Source organism: Tomitella gaofuii (assembly GCF_014126825.1).
GTDB classification, from domain to species: Bacteria; Actinomycetota; Actinomycetes; order Mycobacteriales; family Mycobacteriaceae; genus Tomitella; species Tomitella gaofuii.
Genome location: NZ_CP059900.1, coordinates 3355962 through 3373705 on the forward strand (window position 1 = coordinate 3355962; position 17744 = coordinate 3373705).

Consider the following 17744-nt stretch of genomic DNA (forward strand, 5'->3'; position numbering starts at 1 on the left):
CGGGGAAGGTATACGCATGATCCAGAAGACCGCGCCGACCGATCTGTTCGCACACTACGGGGGCAAGGCCATGGAGGTCGCCCGCAGCGTGCGTGTGATGCAACGCGCCGGACTGGTTCCCTTCCCCCGCCTCGACCACGGCGTGCACTCGCTGATCGCGCTGAGCAGGTTCGGGCCGTTCGTCGGCGCAGCCAAGCACGCCGCGGCGCTCACTCCCGGCCGGGCCGCCATCATCGACGAGCTCGGCCCGCTGACCTTCCGCGAACTCGACGAACAGTCCAACGCGCTGGCACGGGCGTGGCAGGCGGACGGACTGGGCCAGGGTTCGGTGATAGCCGCGCTGTGCCGCGATCACCGCGGACTGGTCCTCACCATGCTCGCCAGCGGCAAGATCGGCGCGCGCCTGGTCATGTTCAACACCGGCTTCGCCGGCCCCCAGCTCGCCGACGTCGCGCGGCGGGAGGACGTGCGCGCGCTGGTGTACGACGACGAGTTCACCGAGCTGCTCAGCGCGCTTCCCGACGACCTGGCACGGTACTCGGCCTGGACCGACGGCGCCGCGCGCTCCGGGGCCCGGGGCGCCGGGCCCGTGCCGTCGGTGTTCACGCTGATCGCAGAACACTCCAGCGAATCGCTGCCCGCCCCCGCCAAACCGGGCGGCTTCGTGCTCCTCACCAGCGGCACCACAGGCACGCCCAAGGGCGCCCCACGCGACAGACTCACCGTGTTCGCTTCCGCGCAGTTCCTGGACCGCATCCCGCTGCGCAAGGGCGGCGTCACGTTCATGGCGGCACCGATTTTCCACGGCACCGGCGTCTCGCAGTTCATCCTTTCGATCGCGCTGGGCTGCACGGTGATCTTCAGCCGCAAGTTCGACCCGGAACGCACGCTCGTCGGCATCGCAGAGCACAAGGCCGACGCGCTGATCGTGGTCCCCACCATGCTGCAGCGCATCATCGACCTGGGCCCCGAGGTGCTGAGCCGGTACGACACCTCGACGCTGCGCATCATCTTCGCCGCCGGCTCGGCGATCTCGCCCGACCTCAGCCGGCGCACCGAGGAGGTGTTCGGCCCCGTGCTCTACAACCTCTACGGTTCGACGGAGGTGGCCGTCGCCACCGTCGCGACACCCGAGGACCTGCGGCGGGCGCCCGGCACCGCCGGCCGCCCGCCGGTCACCTGCGAAGTGCGGCTCTACGACGCGGACGACCGGGAGATCACCGCCCCCGATGTGACGGGCAGGATCTTCGTGCGCAGCGGGCTCAGCTTCGGCGGCTACACCGACGGCCGCAACAAGGTGATGATCGACGGCCTGCTCTCCTCCGGCGACGTCGGCCATTTCGACCGCGACGGACTGCTGTTCATCGAGGGACGCGACGACGACATGATCGTCTCCGGCGGCGAGAACGTCTTCCCTCTCGAAGTGGAGAACCTCCTGGTGGAACGCGACGACGTCCACGAGGCCGCCGTGGTGGGCGTGCCCGACGCCGACTTCGGGCACCGGCTGCGCGCCGCAGTCGCGCTGGCCGACGGGGTGCCCGAGGGCGACGCGGCTCAGGCGAAGGCCGACGAACTCAAGGAGTACGTCAAGGCCAACCTGGCGCGGTACAAGGTGCCGCGCGAGATCGTCTTCGTCGACCGGCTGCCCCGCAACGCCACCGGCAAGCTGCTCAAGCGCAAGGTCGCCGAACTGTAGAGCCGCGGGCGTACAGGCCGGGTGCGCGGGCAGGGGCTTCCTGTCGGACCCGTGCGGCATGCTGTGCGCCATGGACGAAGCCCGCATCGCCTGCGCCAACGCCGCGCTCGCGCCGATCCCGCCGAACTACTGCGCCGTCACCCCGGAGGACGTCGCCGCCCGGGAGAACGGCCACTCGTTCCACCGCGCCCTGCACATCGGCTGGGCCTGGGGCCGGGACGACACCGGTCGCGAGTACCTCGACCTCCTCTGGGAGCACCGGCACCCCGGCGCACATGCCTGCCGGTACTTCGCCGACGGGACGACCGAGGACATCGCCGTTCCGTACGGCGGCTACCCGATGGCGGAGGATCCCGTGGAGAACGCGGAGCGGGAGCAGTGGTATCTCGCAGAGAACAGGCGGATCTACGCCGATCTCCGGGCGCGGGGTCTCCTGCCCGACGTGGGCGGGAATGTGCCCTCGCAGGACATCAACGAGTTCCTGCGGTCCGGGGGCCTGGCCGACGACCAGTAGTGCGGTCGGGTGCTCCGTTCGGCCCGGTGGGCGCCGCCCCACCGGGCGCGATCACCCATCTGGAATGCACTCAGGCCCGGGAGATCGTGATCTCCCGGGCCTGGCCAGTAGCGGGGGCAGGATTTGAACCTACGACCTCTGGGTTATGAGCCCAGCGAGCTACCGAGCTGCTCCACCCCGCGTTGCGTCTCCTACAGTACACGGTCCGCCCCGCCTTCACGAATCGGGCCACCGGGGCCGGCCACGGATCCGGCGGGCGTGCCGGGAAAACACCGACGGTCACGCATCCGTTGCCGCCGAGGGTGATTCGCGCGCCGACCCACAGCGTGCGAGCCGGTCCCCCATACGCGGGCACGATCCCCGTCAGGCCGCGAGCCGGCCCCGCTCCTGCGAGCGGGATCACGTTCGAGCAGCGAGCCGGTCCCCCACCCGCGAGCGGGTGGGCGGAATAACCCCTCGGGAACGGCGCGCACGCTGCAGAACGACTCGCCGTTGGCGGACACGCCCGCGAACAGGCGGCGGGCTCGCCGGACGGAAGATGCGCGCCAGCCCCGGCCGCCGACGCACGCCCTGTCCGCCGGCTCGCAGCACCCGCACAGCACCCCGCCCCCGACTGGACAACACGTGGACAGCGAAAAGTCCGGGCCGGTCGTGACGACCGGCCCGGACTTTTCAGTGGTAGCGGGGGCAGGATTTGAACCTACGACCTCTGGGTTATGAGCCCAGCGAGCTACCGAGCTGCTCCACCCCGCGTTGCGAGAACCACGTTACACGGCCATACGAGCCGCGGGCAAATCCGCCCCGAATCCCTGAAATCATCCTTCCCATCAGGGATTTCGAGGCGGAACCGCACAGTCATGCCCGGTCAGCCACCAGTGTTCCCGGTCACCTTCTCGTAGTTCTCGATCGCCTTCTGGAGGTTCTCGAGCGCCTTGCCGTAGTCGCCGAAGTTGCCGCTCGACTGCGCCGACTGCAGGTTCTTCAGCGCCGAGTCGATTCCCTGTACCGCGGCCTGCTCGTCACCCCGCGCGGGCGGCGGTGTCGTCGGGGCAGGGGTCGGCGAAGGCGACGGGCTCGGTGCCCCGCCCCCGGCCTGGTCGCCGCCGGGCGCCGGGGTCGGTGCCGGCTCCACGGGGGCGCCGCCCTCGTCGACCTCGCGGGTGGCCAGGTTAGCCACGCCGGGACCGAAGATCTGCTTCAGCGCCTCGGATGCGGTGGGCGCGTACCCCACCTTCACCACGCCGTTGGGATCCGTGTAGCTCATGAGCACCCGCGACAGGCGCGGGAATGTATTGCCGGAGGTCGACTTCTGCTCGGTGTACAGCGGCTCGACGTACAGGATGCCGCCGTCGGCGATCGGCAGCGTCAGCAGGTTGCCGAAGGTGAGCGTGTTCGTCTGACCCAGCAGCGCGACGTCCTGCGAGACCTTGGAGTCCGAGGTCATCGAGTTCTGCATCTGGCCCGGGCCCTGCGTCTGCGTGTTGGTGGGCAGCGTCAGAACGGTGAACTGCCCGTAGGTCTTCGGGTCCGACGACACCGAGATGTACGCGGACAAGAACTCGCGCTGGTACCCGCGCATCGGGCTCGTCAGGTCGAACTGCGGCTCGGCCGTCTGCGGGTCGCCGCGCAGCACGTAATACGGCGGCTGGTTGGCGTCGGTGTCGGACGTCGGATCGCTGGGCACCGACCAGAACGCGTTGTTGGTGAAGAACTCGTTCGGGTCGTCCACGTGGTACTTCGCCAGCATCTCGCGCTGCACCTTGAACAGGTCCTCCGGGTACCGGAAGTGGGCACGCAGCTCGGGGCTGATCGCGCTCTCCGGCTTGACCACTCCCGGGAACACGTCCATCCAGGTGTTGAGGACCGGGTCGGACTGGTCCACCTGGTACAGGGTGACCGTGCCGTCGAACGCGTCCACGGTGGCCTTCACCGAGTTGCGGATGTAGGACACCTCCTTTTGCGGCAGCGGCCGGCCCGTGGCGGCATCGATGCTGTCGGTCATCAGCCCGGCGAGCGAACTGCGCTGCGCGTAGGGGTAGTTCTCCAGCGTCGTGTAGGCGTCGACGATCCACTTGATCTTGCCGTCGATCACCGCCGGGTACGCCGAGGTGTCCGTGGTCAGCCACGGCGCGACCTTCTTGACGCGGTCGCGCGGGTCGCGGTTGAACAGGATCTTCGAATCGTCGCCGATCGCGTCGGAGAACAGGAAGTTGCGTTCGGTGTATTTGACGGCGAACGCGAGACGGTTGAACCAGTTGCCGACGGACACACCGGCAGAGCCCTCGTAGGTGTAGCGCTCGCCCGTCTCCGAATCGTATTCACGGGGTTCGTCGCCGGCCGCGCCGACGATGGCGTAGTCGTCGGGGGTGTTCGAGATGAGCTCGCCGAAGTAGATCCGCGGGTTGTCCACCTCCAGCGCCGGGATGGTGGGCTTCGTGCTCAGGTCGCTGACCTGGTAGACGGGGTAGCCGCCGGCGTCGCCGTCCCCGTCGCCGCCGGTGCGGATCGTGTTCGCCTGCGCGGCCACGAATCCGTTGCCGTGCGTGTAGACGGTGTGCTTATTGATCCAGTCCGTCTGGTTGCCGGTGAGGCTCTGCGGGTTCAGCCCGCGCGCGGCGACGATGAAATCGCGCATCTCGCCGTCCACTTTGTAGCGGTCGATGCTCAGTGTCTTCGGGAAGCCGTAGAAGTTCTTCAGCTGCATCTGCTGGGTGAAGGTGGGCGAGATGATGTTGGGGTCGAGCAGACGCAGATTCTCCACCGTCGTCTCGTCCGCGGGCACGTCCTGCGGGCTCTTGCTGCCCACGCCCGCATACTTGACGTAGTCCACGTTGGCGTCGGTGATCCCGTAGGCGGCGCGGGTGGCGGTGATGTTCCGCTTGATGTACTCGGCCTCCTTCTGCGCCGCGTTGGGCTTGACCGAGAACTGCTCGACGATCAGCGGGTACACCGCGCCGATGATCACCGACGAGAACACCATGAGCGCCACCGCCAGGGCCGGGATGCGGAGGTCGCGCAGGACGATCGCGGCGAAGAACACGGCGGCACAGATCACGGCGATGGCCAGCAGGATCATCTTGCTGGGCAGCACCGCGTTGATGTCGGTGTAGCCGGCGCCCGTGAACATCGGGTACTTGTCCGTGCTGGAGAGCAGCGAGTACCGGTCGAACCAGTAGGCCACCGCCTTGAGCAGCAGGAAGACCCCGGCGATGATGGCCAGCTGCGCGCGTGCGGCGCGCGTGAGGTTGCCAGAACGGCCGGCGAGCCGGATGCCGCCGAACAGGTAGTGCGTGACCAGGGAGGCGAAGAACGACACGATCAGCGCCACGAAGAGCCAGGTCAGCACGAACTTGATGAACGGCAGCTCGAAGGCGTAGAAGCCGATGTTCTTGTCGAACTGCGGGTCGTTCACCGACTCGTCGAACGGCTTCGCGTGCAGGAACAGCTGGATCATCTGCCAGTCGCTCTGCGCGACCAGCCCGCTGATCAGGCCGACGAGGACGGGTACCGCGAGGCCGAAGGTCTTGCGCCGCGACATCACCAGTGCCCGGTACCGGGCGAGCACGTCGTGCTCGCCCGCCATCGGCACGAACACCGGCCGCATCCGGTAGGCCAGCACGATCGCGGCGAAGATGATCCCGCCGACGACGAGGCCGACGACCAGGAAAGTGATGATGCGCGTCCACAGCACCGTGCTGTAGACGGAGCCGAACCCGAGGCTCTTGAACCACTCCCAGCTGATGTAGGTGTCGATGAGCCGGGGGCCCACCAGGAGCAGCACGATCAGCGCCACTCCGATCCCGATGAGGATCTTGGACCTACGGGACAGCCTGGGGACACTGCCTGGCGGCCGCACGCTCACGACTTTCTCTCCATCCTCGTAGGACGGCCGCAGCCCCGCCCGGCGCCGCGCCGGAGGACTCCATGCCGCTTCCCGAAGGCGCTTTCCGCGCGCCGGCGGGACCTCGATCCTCTGCCCGTGTGCCCTGCCGGGCGCCGGCCGCCGCGCGGACCGGCCCGTGCCTGGCAGCACACACCCCGCCACACGTCCTGTGGTCGGATACGACTCTACGGAACCGCCCCGACACGGGCGGAATCACGGGTCACCCGACCAACGACCGGGGAGGCGGAGAGGTTCCCCGGCCGGGGTGCGAGGATGGACGTATGAGTGCCGACCGTGCCGATGCCGGCGTGAACGACCTCGGACGGAGCATCCGCGAGGTGGCCGAGTTCATCACGGCCGAGGGCGATCCGTGGGGCGAGCCGCCCCGGCTGTACGCACTGGTGCCCACGGCCGTCCTCGCCGAGACCGACCCCGCGCTGCTCGATCATCTCGACGACGCGGGGCTGACGCCGGTCGAGCAGGAACCGCTCTACGACGACGCCGACCTGCACCCCGCGGCGCTCGGCGAGATCCTCTCCGGGGTGTCGTGGCCGGACGCGGTGGCCGGCTGTCTGCTCGTGCGCGAGATCGTGGTGCTGCCCCCGGGAGCCGATGCGGACCCGGACGCGGCCGCGCGCGATCCGCGCCGTCGCTCCGCCCGCCAGTACACGGCCGCGTTGCGGGAGGGCGGCGGGCTGAGCCTGCTGCAGATGCGGCCGTCCCCGGACGGCGGGGGCGAGGATGGCGCAGGCGACGGCGATCCCGACGCGGTGGAGCTGCTGCGCTACGAGGGCCTGGGCGACGACCTGATCTCCGCGCTGCAGGCGACCTTCGACGCGGATGTCCCCGACGACGACCGGTGATCCGCGAGGCGCGGTGAACGGTCCAGCAGCTGACGGCGGTGCTGCGCCCGTCAGCAGTGCGGCGCCGGCCGCCCGGCTTCCAGCGCCTGCAGCCCGGAGATCGCGTCGTCGAGGGTGTCGACCTTGACCAGGGTCAGGCCGTCCGGAGCGTGCCGCACGGCCTCGGAGCAGTTGCCCGCCGGGACGAGGAACACCGTCGATCCGGCGTCGCGTGCCGCTCGCATCTTGTAGGGGATGCCGCCGATGGGCCCCACCTGGCCCGACGGATCGATCGTCCCGGTGCCGGCGACGAACTCCCCGCCGCTCAGCTCGCCCGGGCTGAGCTTGTCCACCAGCGCCAGCGAGAACATCAGGCCGGCGGACGGGCCGCCGATGTCGGTGAGGTTGAAGGTGACGTCGATGTCGGAGGGGACGGTGTCCGCCACGGTGATGCCCAGGACGCCCCCGGACGCCGCCGGGTCCGACGACGCGGAGAGGGTCACCGTCACAGTCTTTTCGGCGTCCCCCCGCCGGAAGGCCACGTCGACCGTCTCGCCGGGCGCATGCGCCGAGATCAGATCGGTGAGCTGCGACGCCGTGGTCACGTCGGTCCCGTCGACGGCGGTGATCACGTCGCCCGGCTCCAGCACCCCCTCGGCCCCGCTGTGCTGCACGATCTGTTTCACCACCACCTGCGACAAGCCCAGGTGGCGCATCGCCGCGACGGCGGCGCTATGCTCCGACTCGCTGAACGCCGCCTGATTGTGCTCGCGGATCTGCTCCTCCGACTTGCCCGGCGAATACACCTCGTCACGCGGCACCACGCCGTTGGCTCCGCCCGCCCACAGGCCCAGCGCGTCGAACAGCGTGATCTGGTCCCGGACCGCGACGGTGGTCATGTTGAGATGGCCGCTGACGGGGTCGACGGGCACGCCCTCGACCTCCACCACCGGAACCTCTTCGGTGGAGCCGTCCTGCTGCTGCAACGTGACGTCCCCGAGCGTGTTGAACGTGGGCCCCGGCCCCATCGCCACGAACGGCACCGTGACGGTGAAGCCGAGCACGACCAGCAAGACCAGCGGAACGAACAGCGCGATCAGCGTCAGGATGCGTCGACTCACCCGGCCCACGATATAGAGGGGGTGCGGCGGTCGCCGATTCCAGGGGTCCCGGCCCCGCCGGGGGCGGTGTGTTCGCCGTGAGCGTGACCGGCCGCAGAGTCGGCGCTCCGGCCGGTCGAGCTTGTACCGTTGAGGCATGAGTGACGTGCCGTTCGGCTTCTCGAATTCCGACGACTCCGGCGACGACCCCGAGCGCCGCGGTCGCGACGAGTCCTCAAGCGGTGACGCGTCCGGCCAGGGCGGGTCCGGGAGCGGCCAGGGCGGGTCCGGCCAGGGCGGGTCGCCGTTCGGCTTCGGCATGTTCGGCCTGCCGGGCGGCCAACCCGGCCAGGGTGGGCCCGGTGGCCAGGAGTTCGATCCGGCGATGCTCGGCCAGATGCTCTCGCAGTTCGGCCAGATGCTCAGCGGAATGGGCGGGGCGATGAGCTCCGGGCAGGCCGGCGCGCAAGGCCCCGTCAACTACGAGCTCGCGACCCGCACGGCGCACCAGCAGATCCCCCACAAGGGCCCGGTCTCGTCCGAGCAGCGCAAGGCCGCGGAGGACGCGGTGCGGCTGGGCGAGCTGTGGTTGGACGCCGCCACCACGTTGCCGTCCGGCGTCTCCAAGACCGATGTGTGGACCCCCGCCGAGTGGGTGGACAACACCTTCGAGAGCTGGAAGAAGCTGTGCGATCCGGTGGCCCGGCAGATGTCGACCATGTGGTCGGGCGCGCTGCCGGAAGAGGCCGCGCAGATGGCCGGACCCATGATGGGCATGATCACGCAGATGAGCGGGATGGCGTTCGGCGCGCAGCTCGGCCAGGGGCTCGCGCAGCTGTCGGTCGAGGTCCTCACCTCGACGGAGATCGGACTGCCACTGGGCCCGGTGGGCACCGCCGCCCTGATGCCGGAGGCGATCACCGCCTTCGGCGAAGGTCTCGACAGGCCCCGCTCGGAGGTGCTGATCTTCCTGGCCGCCCGCGAGGCCGCGCATCAGCGGCTGTTCAGCCACGTCCCCTGGCTGGCACAGCGCCTGTTCGACGCGGTCGACGCGTACGCCCGCGGCATCACCGTGGACTTCTCCGCCATCGAAGAGGCCGCGCGCGGGCTCGACCCGTCGGCGCTGATGGACCCGAGCGCTCTCGAGGGCCTGATGCAGGAGGGCACGTTCACACCCAAGGACACTCCGGAGCAGAAGGCCGCCCTGGAGCGGCTGGAGGTGCTGCTGGCGCTCGTCGAGGGGTGGGTCGCCACCGTGGTGCACGACGCGCTCGACGACCGCATCCCCGGTGCCGACGCGCTGGGCGAGACGCTGCGCCGCAGGAGGGCGTCGGGCGGCCCCGCGGAGCAGACGTTCGCCAACCTGGTGGGCTTGGAACTGCGCCCGCGCAAGCTCCGCGAGGCGTCGGCGCTGTGGTCGCGGCTGACCCGGGACGCCGGCATCGAACAGCGCGACGCGGTGTGGGGGCACCCCGATCTGCTCCCCGACGCCGGCGACCTCGACGACCCCGCCGGATTCATCGACCGCGCGATCGGCGGGGACACCTCGGCGATGGACGATCCGATCGCCGAGGTGCTGCGGATCGAGGAAGAACGCTCCCGCGACGGCGGCGGTACGGGCGGTGCCCCTGACGGAGGCGGCCTGAACGACAGCGGCCCGAACGAGGGCGACGAGGCGAAACCGGACGACGGGGACGACTCGAACGACGGGCGGTGACCGCGACGGGACCGGCGGGTCAGCCGGCCCCGTCGCACGCCGCAGCGCCGTCGTCCGCGTCCCACGCGCGCGCGGACGCGGGATCGCGCAGGGCCGCCGAACTGGCCTCGAGGTACCCGATGGCGCGTTCGGTGCGCGGGTAGCGCCGCACCAGCTCCCAGAATCGCGGGGTGTGCCCGCCCGGCGCCACCAGGTGCGCCAGCTCGTGCACCAGCAGGTAGTCGAGGACGTACGCGGGAAACCCCCGTGCCGCCTCGCTCACGCGGATGGTCCCGTCCGTCTGCGTGCACGATGCCCACCGCGACCGCATCACCGGCACCCATCGGACGGAGGCCGGCTGCGCGGCCCCGCCGAGCCATCGCTCCGACATCTCCTTCGCCCGCGTCATGAGCGCCTCGTCGCCCACGCCCGCCCGGCCGCGCCGGCGCCGCTCCGAGCGTTCCAGCTTGCCGAGCATGTCCTCGACCAGCTCCGCCTCGCGCGCCGCCGACAGCCCTGCCGGCATGAGGATCACCGTCATGTCCCCCTCGCGACGCGCGCTGACGGTGCGCTTGCGGCGCACGCTCCTGCGGATCTCGACCTTCCCCTGCACACTCACGCCCCTGACGCTAGCGCGCTGCCGGCGCCGCCGGTCGCACCAGATTCCCCGGCCCTCCGTTTCCCCAGGAAGACGACCATGGCGGCCTGTGGATAACCGCTCTGCGCGCGGCCGGACCGGGGCGGTCGGGTGGCACAGTCGGGTCATGGCCGCACCGAGAACCATGGCGACCGGCGCCGACGCCGCGCCGCCACGACGCAGACCCACCTCCGCAGAGCGCCGACTGTTCCGCTCCACCCCGCGCCTCGACGCACGCTTCCCGGTGCTGTTGCGCGGCGACGGCACGGTACAGATCGGCATGTCACCCGCGCTGGCCGTGGTGGTGCGGCCGCCGACCGGCTTCGGGCCACGGCCCCTCGCGGCGCTGCTGCGCCAGCTGGACGGGTCCACCCGGCTCGACCGTGCGTTGCGCCGCACCGGCCTGCCCCTCGCCCACGCCGGACCGATCCTCGACGAGCTCACCCGGGCCGGGCTGCTCACCTTGGGCCCCGAGGAACGTGTCCCCCGCAGCATGATCACTGTCCACGGCGCCGGCCCGCTGGCGGACAGGCTCCGAGAGCACCTTCCCGCCATCGGTGTGCGAGTCCGCGCCTCGGGCACGCACCCCGACGACGAGTCCTCCGTGGCGGCGGCCGCGTCGTCGGTGACGATCCTGGCGGGCCAGGCCGTCGTCGAGCCGGGGATCCGGCGGATGCTCCACGAGGCCGCGATGCCGCACATGCACGTGCGTCTGCGGGACGGTTACGGCGTCGTGGGCCCTGTGGTGCTGCCCGGGCGCACGGCGTGCCTGGGCTGTGGCGACCTGCACCGGCGCGACCGCGACCCGGCCTGGCCACGGCTCATGGTCCAGCAGATGGGCCGGCGCGGGCACGGTGACGCGCCCACGATCATGGTCACCGTAGGCGTGACGGCGGACCTGCTCCGGACCTACCTGCTCGCCGCGAGCCCCGCCCGGACGCTTGCTGCTGATGTGCCCGCGGGATCCGGCCGCCAGGTGGCGGTGGGCCCCGGCGGCACGTCGGTGACCACTTCCCCCTGGCTCCCGCACCCCGAGTGCCCGTGCCGCGCCACGCAGTCCGCGACGGCCGACGGAGCGCCGGGGAGCGCCCTCACCGGGGGTAACGCGACTCCCCCGCCCCGATCGTGAACAATGGTCCCGTGTCTGACATTCCTCGCCACGGTGCCGCGCGCACCGCAAGACTCGCGTCGTTGCCCCTGGGGATCGCGGGACGAGCCGCGGCGGGACTCGGGCGGCGACTGAGCGGCCAGACGGCCGAGGAGATCAACGCCGATCTCGCAGAGAAGGCCGCCGAGCAGCTCTTCGCCGTACTCGGCGAACTCAAGGGCGGAGCCATGAAGCTCGGGCAGGCGATGAGCGTGTTCGAGGCCGCCATGCCGGACGAGCTCGCCGAGCCGTACCGCGAGGCGCTCACCAAGCTCCAGCGCGACGCCCCGCCCATGCAGCCTTCGGCCGTGTACCACGTGCTCGACCACCAGTTGGGCACGGCGTGGCGCTCGCGGTTCGCCGAATTCGATGAGGTCCCGGCCGCCGCCGCCAGCATCGGCCAGGTGCACCGGGCCGTCTGGGCCGACGGGCGGGACGTCGCGGTGAAGGTCCAGTATCCGGGTGCGGACGAGGCGCTGCGCGCGGACCTGCGCCAGTTGCGGCGGCTCACCCCGGTCTTCCGACCGTTCGCGCCCGGCACGGACGTCCGGGCCCTGGTGGACGAGTTGACCACGCGCGCCGAGGAGGAGCTCGACTACCGCATCGAGGCCGGCTACCAGCGGCGGTTCGCCGCGGAGTTCGCCGGTGACCCGCTGATCTCGATTCCGCGCGTCGTCGCCAGCGCGCCCAAGGTGCTCGTCAGCGAATGGCTCGAGGGAACACCCTTGGCGCACACGATCGCCGAGGGCACCCCCGATGAGCGCAACGACGCGGCACTGCGGCTGTGCGAGTTCCACTTCTCCTCCCCGGCCCGGGTGGGCCTGATGCACACCGATCCGCACCCGGGGAACTTCATGATCACCGGGGGCGGACGTCTGGGCGTGATCGACTTCGGCGCGGCCGTGGAACTGCCGGACGGCCTGCCCAAGGTGCTCACCGACATGGTGCGCCTGGCGGTGCAGGACCGCCCCGACGATCTGGTCTCGCTGATGACGATGGCCGGGTACGTCGGGCGGGGCGACAGGCTCTCGGCGGAGGACGCGATGCAGTTCCTGCGGCCGTTCGTCGAGCCGCTGCGCCAGGAGACCTTCCGCTTCGACCGTGCCTGGATGCAGGGCATCGCGGAGACGTACACCAACCTGCGCGGCAAGGAGTTCCAGACCAGCCGCGCGTTCACGCTGCCCGCCGACTACCTGATGATCCACCGCGTGCTGAGCGGCTCGGTGGCCATTTTGTGCCAGCTCGACGCCGAGGCGCCGTTTCTCTCGGTGATCCGGCGCTGGGCGCCGGAGATGGTGGACGACCCGGTGCGCTGACCCCTCCCCGCCGGGCGGGGTCGTGCAGAGGCGGGGTCGGGTCAGGCGGGTTCGGGCGGCGCGCCGTCCGTGCCCGGCGGCCGGTCGCCCGCCACGATCGCCAGCACATCGCGGCCGAATCGCTCGAGCTTGGCCGCGCCGATGCCGGGTATGGCGGTGAGCGCCCGGTCGCCCGTCGGCAACTGCTCCGCGATGGCCGTGAGCGTGGCGTCGGTGAAGATCACGAACGCGGGCACGTCGAGCTCGCGGGACTTGTCCCGCCGCCAATCCTTGAGCGCGGCGAACACGTCGTCGTCGAGGTCCGACGGGCAGCCCGCGCAGCGCCCCAGCTTGGTGTCGGTGGCACCCACCAGGGCCTTGCCGCAGATCCGGCAGCGGGCGCGCTTGCGCTCGCGCCGCGGGGGCGCGATTTTCGACGCCGGTGACGAGTCGGGGATGAGCCCGTGCAGGAATCGCGAACGCCGGCGGGTCTTGCGTCCGCCCTCGTTGCGCGCCAGCGCCCACGACAGCGACAGGTGCACGCGCGCCCGCGTCACCCCGACGTACAGCAGCCGCCGCTCCTCCTCCACCGCCGCCTCGTCGTCGGGCGCGCCGCCCGAGCCGAGCGCGTGGGTGATGGGCAGCATCCCGTCGGTGACCCCCGCCAGGAACACCGCGTCCCATTCGAGCCCCTTCGCCGCGTGCAGGGAGGCCAGCGTGACCCCTTCGACCACGGGGGGATGACGTGAGTCCGCACGCCGGCCCAGTTCACGCAGGAGTCCGTCGAGCGTGAGGTCGGGCTCGTGGACACGCAGCTCCTCGGCGAGCGACACGAGCGAGCACAGCGACGTCCACCGCTCGCGCGCCTGCGCGCCGGGCGGCTCGGCGTCGGTCAGGCCGAGCGGCGCGAGGGCGGCGCGCACCAGTGCGATGAGGTTCTCGCCGCTGTCCGCCCCCTCGGGGAGGTCGTCGCGCGCCGCCGTCCGGCGCAGCGCGTCCGCCGCCTGCCGGATCTCCTGGCGCTGGAAGAAGCCCTCGCCGCCGCGCACCTGGTAGGGGATGCCGGCCTCGGTGAGCGCATTCTCGAACTGTTCCGATTGCGCGTTGATGCGGTAGAGCACCGCGATCTCGGAGGCGGGGGTGCCGTCCTTGATCAGGGCGGCGATGCGCTGCGCGACGGCCACCGCCTCGGCCGGCTCGTCGTCGTACTCGTTGAACCTCGGCTCGGGCCCGGGCGGTCGCTGTCCGACCAGCTTGAGGCGGGTGCCCGCGATGCGGCCGCGCGCCGCGCCGATCGTCTTGTTGGCCAGGTCGACCACCTGCGGTGTGGAACGGTAGTCGCGTTCGAGGCGGACAACGGTGGCATCGGGGAACCTGCGCGAGAAGTCGAGCAGGTGCTGCGGCGACGCGCCGGCGAAGGAGTAGATGGTCTGGTTGGCGTCGCCGACCACCGTCAGGTCGTCGCGCGGGCCCAGCCACGCGTCCAGCACGCGCTGCTGCAGCGGCGTGACGTCCTGGTACTCGTCCACCACGAAGCACCGGTAGCGGTCGCGGAACTCCTCGGCCACCGACGAGTTCTCCTCCAGGGCGGCGGCGGTGTGCAGGAGGAGGTCGTCGAAGTCGAGCAGGGTCGAGGACGCCTTGAGCTCCTCGTACCCCGCATACACCGCGGCCACCTGCTCCGGTGGCGCGGGCGTGTCGCGGTGCAGGCGCGCCGCCGCGACCGCGTACTGCTCGGGGACGATCAGCGAGGACTTCGCCCACTCGATCTCGCCCGCGAGATCGCGCACCGACTCCTTCGTGGTGGGCGCCCCGACCCTCGACGCCGCCTGCCCCACCGCGGCGAACTTGCGGTCGAGCAGTTGCCAGTCCACCTCGCCGACCACCCGCGGCCAGAAGTACTTGAGCTGGCGCAGCGCAGCGGCGTGGAACGTGCGCGCCTGCACGGCACCGCCGCCGCCGTCCACCCCGAGCGCGCGCAGGCGCATCCGCATCTCCCCCGCGGCCCGCGCGGTGAACGTCACCGCCAGCACCTGGCCCGCCGCGACGTGGCCGTGGGCGACAAGGTGCGCGATGCGGCGGGTGATCGTGCGGGTCTTGCCGGTGCCCGCCCCGGCCAGCACGCACACGGGCCCGCGCGGCGCGAGCACGGCGGCGGTCTGCTCGGGGTCCAGCCCCTGCAGCGCCGCGTCCGTGCGGCCGTTCCCTGCTCCGATCGTGCCTGCTCCGACGGTTCCGGCTCCCATGACCCCTGTTCCTGTCACCCCTGCTCCCGTCACCCCGGTTCCTTCGGCCCCTGGTTCTGCGCCCCCTGGTACTGCGGCCCCTGGTACTGCGGCCCCTGTTCCCACAGCCCCCATGCCGCCTGTCCGTCCCATTCCGCCATCATCGCAGCCACCCCCGACAGTCACCGTCCGGGTGGTCCGCCCCCGATGTTCCGGCGACGGCCGGGCGCCGCATCGGTCACATGCCGTCACCGGCACGGAACACCCCGCGCGCCGCCCGCGTTGTGCAGAACGTGAGCACCGAGACGGCCGCGCCCGCGGCACCCGTAACCCTGACCGTCTACACCACCGACTGGTGTCCCTTCTGCCTCAAGCTGAAGGCCGACCTGCGATCCGACGGCATCGAGTTCGTCGAGATCGACATCGAGCAGCAGCCCGAGGCGGCCGAGTTCGTCGCCTCCGTCAACGACGGCAACCACGTGGTGCCCACCGTGCACTTCCCCAACGGCGAAGTGGTGACCAATCCGCCGTTCAAGGGCGTGCGACGCCGGTTGGGGCTTGCACGCGATTGACCGTTCCGGGGTCGGGCGGTCCGGCGGGCCGCCCGCCCGCCGAACACCCGGCCGCAGCGTGTCAGCGCGGGTCCACCCAGGACTCGATCATCCCCCGCGCGATGGAGATGCTGCCGGGCAGCAGCAGCGGCGCGGCGGTGTCTGCGGCCCAATCCCCCAGTGCGAGGGCGTCACGCACCTCGTCCCGCGTGAACCAGCGCGCCTCGGCGATCTCGCCGTCGCGGAACCGGACGGGCGCGCCCGGATCGGCCGTCGCACTGAACCCCAGCATGATCGAGCGGGGGAACGGCCACGGCTGGCTGCCCAGGTAGCGGACGTCGCGCACCGGCACGCCCACCTCCTCGCCGATCTCGCGCGCCACGCACGCCTCGAGCGACTCGCCCGCTTCGACGAACCCTGCGAGCACCGAGAAGCGGCGCTCCGGCCAGCTGGGCTGGCGGGCGAGCAGTACCCGGTCGGCGTCGTCGTGCACCAGGCAGATGATGGCCGGGTCGGTGCGGGGGTATTCCTCGCGTCCGCACTCCTCGCACACCCGCACCCACCCCGCGTTGACGGGCACGGTGGCGGCGCCGTCGCGCGCGCAGAATCCGGCGCCGCGGTGCCAGTTGAGCAGCGCCAGAGCGGTGACCAACCACCTGTTCTCCACCGCCCCGAACACGGTGCCGTGGGTGCGCAGGTCTCCGAGCGACACGTCGATGTCGAACTCTCCGGGCACGGGCGCCGAGTCGAGGCCGGGCTCCGCCACGGCCCACACCAATCGACCCGCGTCGCCGCCGACGAGCACCGCACCGGCCGGCCGCGCGGCGGCGACGTCCATCGCCGGGTCGAGGCGGATGTGTGCCCCGTCGGTGCGCACTTTGCCGCGGCCGCCCACCCTCAGCACCCGCGCGGCAGGCCAGGCTGCGTCGAGGGCCGCGGCATCCGTGCGGTCGATCCGGTCGAGCGGGTCGGTGGCGTCACGGGACAGCAGGGGCGGCCGGTGCAGTGCGAAGGGAGTCACGTGCCCACTGTGCCATCCGGCGCCGTGGGTCAGGGCCACCCGGCCCCGAGCGTCAGGCCTTCCGGATGTAGAGCAGCCGGTCGTTCTCCTCGATCGAGTCGACGTCGGCGGTGCCGGCGCGCAGCATCTCACCGTTGCGGACCACCGCGAGGACGATGTCGCGCAGATGCCGCGGCGAACCGCCCACCTCGTCGGGTTCCACCTCGCGTTCGGCGATGGCGAAACCTTCGTCCGGGGTGAGGAGGTCCTCGATCATGTCGACGACGTTGGGCGTGGAGGTGGCCACTCCCAGCAGACGGCCCGCCGTCGCCGAGGAGACGACGACGGAGTCCGCCCCGGACTGCTCGAGCAGGTGCGTGTACTCGGATTCGCGCACCGCCGCGACGATCTTCGCCTTGGGCGCCACCTCGCGCGCGGTGAGGGTGACGAGCACTGCGGTGTCGTCGCGGTTGGCGGCGACGATGACCGCGGCGGCCCGCTGCGCGCCGGCGAGCCGCAGCACGTCCGCCTTGCTGCCGGACCCCTGCACGGTGACGAGCCCCGCGTGCGAGGCCTTCTCGAGGACCGCCGCGTCGGTGTCGACGACGACGATCTCGCCGGGCGGCACGCCGTCGCCGGTGAGCGCGTCCACCGCTGCGCGCCCCTTCGTTCCGTATCCGATGACGACCGTGTGATCGCGCAACCTCTGCCTCCAACGTTGGATCTTGAACGCCTGGCGGGACCGCTCCGTGAGCACCTCGATGGTCGTGCCGACCAGGATCACCAGGAACGCCATCCGCAGCGGCGTGATGACGAGGATGTTGACCAGACGTGCCGACTCGCTGACCGGCGAGATGTCGCCGAAGCCGGTGGTGGTCACCGACACCGTCGCGTGGTACATCGAATCGAGCAGTGTCATCGGTTTGCCCGCGACGTCCTGGTAGCCGTCGCGCTGCAGGTAGATGATGAATCCCGACAGGACGATCATCCCGACGCCCAGCACCACTCGCACGATGATGCTGCGGGACGGGCTGACCGGCCGCATCGGGACGCGGACGATGTTGACCAGGTCGTAGTCCGGGCGGTCCGTCAGCTCGTCGTCGAGGAACAGCCGTCTGCGGATCCGTCCGGGGCCGAGGCTACCGGCCATCGCAGCCG

General features: G+C 71.2%; 14 protein-coding genes and 2 tRNA genes. 7 read left to right on the top strand and 9 right to left on the bottom strand.

Annotated features, from left to right (window positions below):
* Window positions 1–16 precede the first annotated feature (16 nt).
* Together H4F70_RS15660 and H4F70_RS15665 are read left to right on the top strand one after the other, a co-directional pair.
* Entirely contained in the window at window positions 17–1696 is a 1680-nt protein-coding gene (locus tag H4F70_RS15660) for an acyl-CoA synthetase (protein WP_182357851.1), read from the top strand.
* 70 nt (window positions 1697–1766) lie between these two features.
* A complete protein-coding gene (locus H4F70_RS15665) occupies window positions 1767–2210 on the top strand; it encodes a hypothetical protein (protein WP_182357852.1) in 444 nt (147 codons plus the stop codon).
* Between the two features lie 108 nt (window positions 2211–2318).
* On the opposite strand, the gene H4F70_RS15670 is transcribed toward H4F70_RS15665, so the two are convergent.
* The 3 genes from H4F70_RS15670 to H4F70_RS15680 form a co-directional block, all read right to left on the bottom strand.
* Window positions 2319–2392: transfer RNA gene (locus tag H4F70_RS15670), tRNA-Met, on the bottom strand.
* A gap of 494 nt (window positions 2393–2886) precedes the next feature.
* A tRNA-Met gene (locus H4F70_RS15675) sits at window positions 2887–2963 on the bottom strand.
* A 112-nt stretch (window positions 2964–3075) separates the two neighbouring features.
* Window positions 3076–6072 carry a UPF0182 family protein gene (locus H4F70_RS15680; protein ID WP_182346695.1) on the bottom strand — a complete coding sequence of 999 codons (2997 nt, stop codon included), beginning with the start codon at window positions 6070–6072 and terminating at the stop codon, window positions 3076–3078.
* A gap of 302 nt (window positions 6073–6374) precedes the next feature.
* Between H4F70_RS15680 and H4F70_RS15685 the strand changes: the two genes are divergently transcribed.
* Window positions 6375–6956 carry a PPA1309 family protein gene (locus H4F70_RS15685; RefSeq protein ID WP_182357853.1) on the top strand — a complete coding sequence of 194 codons (582 nt, stop codon included), beginning with the start codon at window positions 6375–6377 and terminating at the stop codon, window positions 6954–6956.
* A gap of 50 nt (window positions 6957–7006) precedes the next feature.
* Here H4F70_RS15685 and H4F70_RS15690 read toward each other — a convergent pair whose 3' ends face one another.
* Complete coding sequence (locus tag H4F70_RS15690; protein WP_182346693.1) at window positions 7007–8056, bottom strand: YlbL family protein; 1050 nt, start codon at window positions 8054–8056, stop codon at window positions 7007–7009.
* A 136-nt stretch (window positions 8057–8192) separates the two neighbouring features.
* Here H4F70_RS15690 and H4F70_RS15695 point away from each other — a divergent pair, with 136 nt between their 5' ends.
* Window positions 8193–9752: a zinc-dependent metalloprotease gene (locus H4F70_RS15695; protein ID WP_182357854.1), complete on the top strand. Its 1560-nt coding sequence runs from the start codon at window positions 8193–8195 to the stop codon at window positions 9750–9752.
* A 19-nt stretch (window positions 9753–9771) separates the two neighbouring features.
* On the opposite strand, the gene H4F70_RS15700 is transcribed toward H4F70_RS15695, so the two are convergent.
* Complete coding sequence (locus tag H4F70_RS15700) at window positions 9772–10350, bottom strand: M48 metallopeptidase family protein (protein ID WP_235681147.1); 579 nt, start codon at window positions 10348–10350, stop codon at window positions 9772–9774.
* 145 nt (window positions 10351–10495) lie between these two features.
* Between H4F70_RS15700 and H4F70_RS15705 the strand changes: the two genes are divergently transcribed.
* Together H4F70_RS15705 and H4F70_RS15710 are read left to right on the top strand one after the other, a co-directional pair.
* Window positions 10496–11497 (top strand): hypothetical protein, encoded by a 1002-nt coding sequence (locus H4F70_RS15705; protein WP_182357856.1) that lies wholly within the window; start codon window positions 10496–10498, stop codon window positions 11495–11497.
* A gap of 11 nt (window positions 11498–11508) precedes the next feature.
* Window positions 11509–12831: an ABC1 kinase family protein gene (locus H4F70_RS15710; RefSeq protein WP_182357857.1), complete on the top strand. Its 1323-nt coding sequence runs from the start codon at window positions 11509–11511 to the stop codon at window positions 12829–12831.
* Window positions 12832–12872: 41 nt separating this feature from the next.
* Here the strand turns inward: H4F70_RS15710 and H4F70_RS15715 are convergent, their stop codons facing one another.
* Window positions 12873–14993 carry an ATP-dependent DNA helicase UvrD2 gene (locus tag H4F70_RS15715; protein WP_276520845.1) on the bottom strand — a complete coding sequence of 707 codons (2121 nt, stop codon included), beginning with the start codon at window positions 14991–14993 and terminating at the stop codon, window positions 12873–12875.
* Window positions 14994–15085: 92 nt separating this feature from the next.
* Entirely contained in the window at window positions 15086–15208 is a 123-nt protein-coding gene (locus tag H4F70_RS20865) for a hypothetical protein (RefSeq protein ID WP_268968336.1), read from the bottom strand.
* Between the two features lie 120 nt (window positions 15209–15328).
* Between H4F70_RS20865 and H4F70_RS15720 the strand changes: the two genes are divergently transcribed.
* Window positions 15329–15607: a mycoredoxin gene (locus H4F70_RS15720; RefSeq protein WP_235681148.1), complete on the top strand. Its 279-nt coding sequence runs from the start codon at window positions 15329–15331 to the stop codon at window positions 15605–15607.
* A gap of 61 nt (window positions 15608–15668) precedes the next feature.
* Here the strand turns inward: H4F70_RS15720 and nudC are convergent, their stop codons facing one another.
* Together nudC and H4F70_RS15730 are read right to left on the bottom strand one after the other, a co-directional pair.
* Window positions 15669–16607 carry an NAD(+) diphosphatase gene (nudC, locus tag H4F70_RS15725; protein WP_182357860.1) on the bottom strand — a complete coding sequence of 313 codons (939 nt, stop codon included), beginning with the start codon at window positions 16605–16607 and terminating at the stop codon, window positions 15669–15671.
* 52 nt (window positions 16608–16659) lie between these two features.
* Entirely contained in the window at window positions 16660–17736 is a 1077-nt protein-coding gene (locus tag H4F70_RS15730; RefSeq protein WP_182357861.1) for a potassium channel family protein, read from the bottom strand.
* Between the last annotated feature and the right edge of the window lie 8 nt (window positions 17737–17744).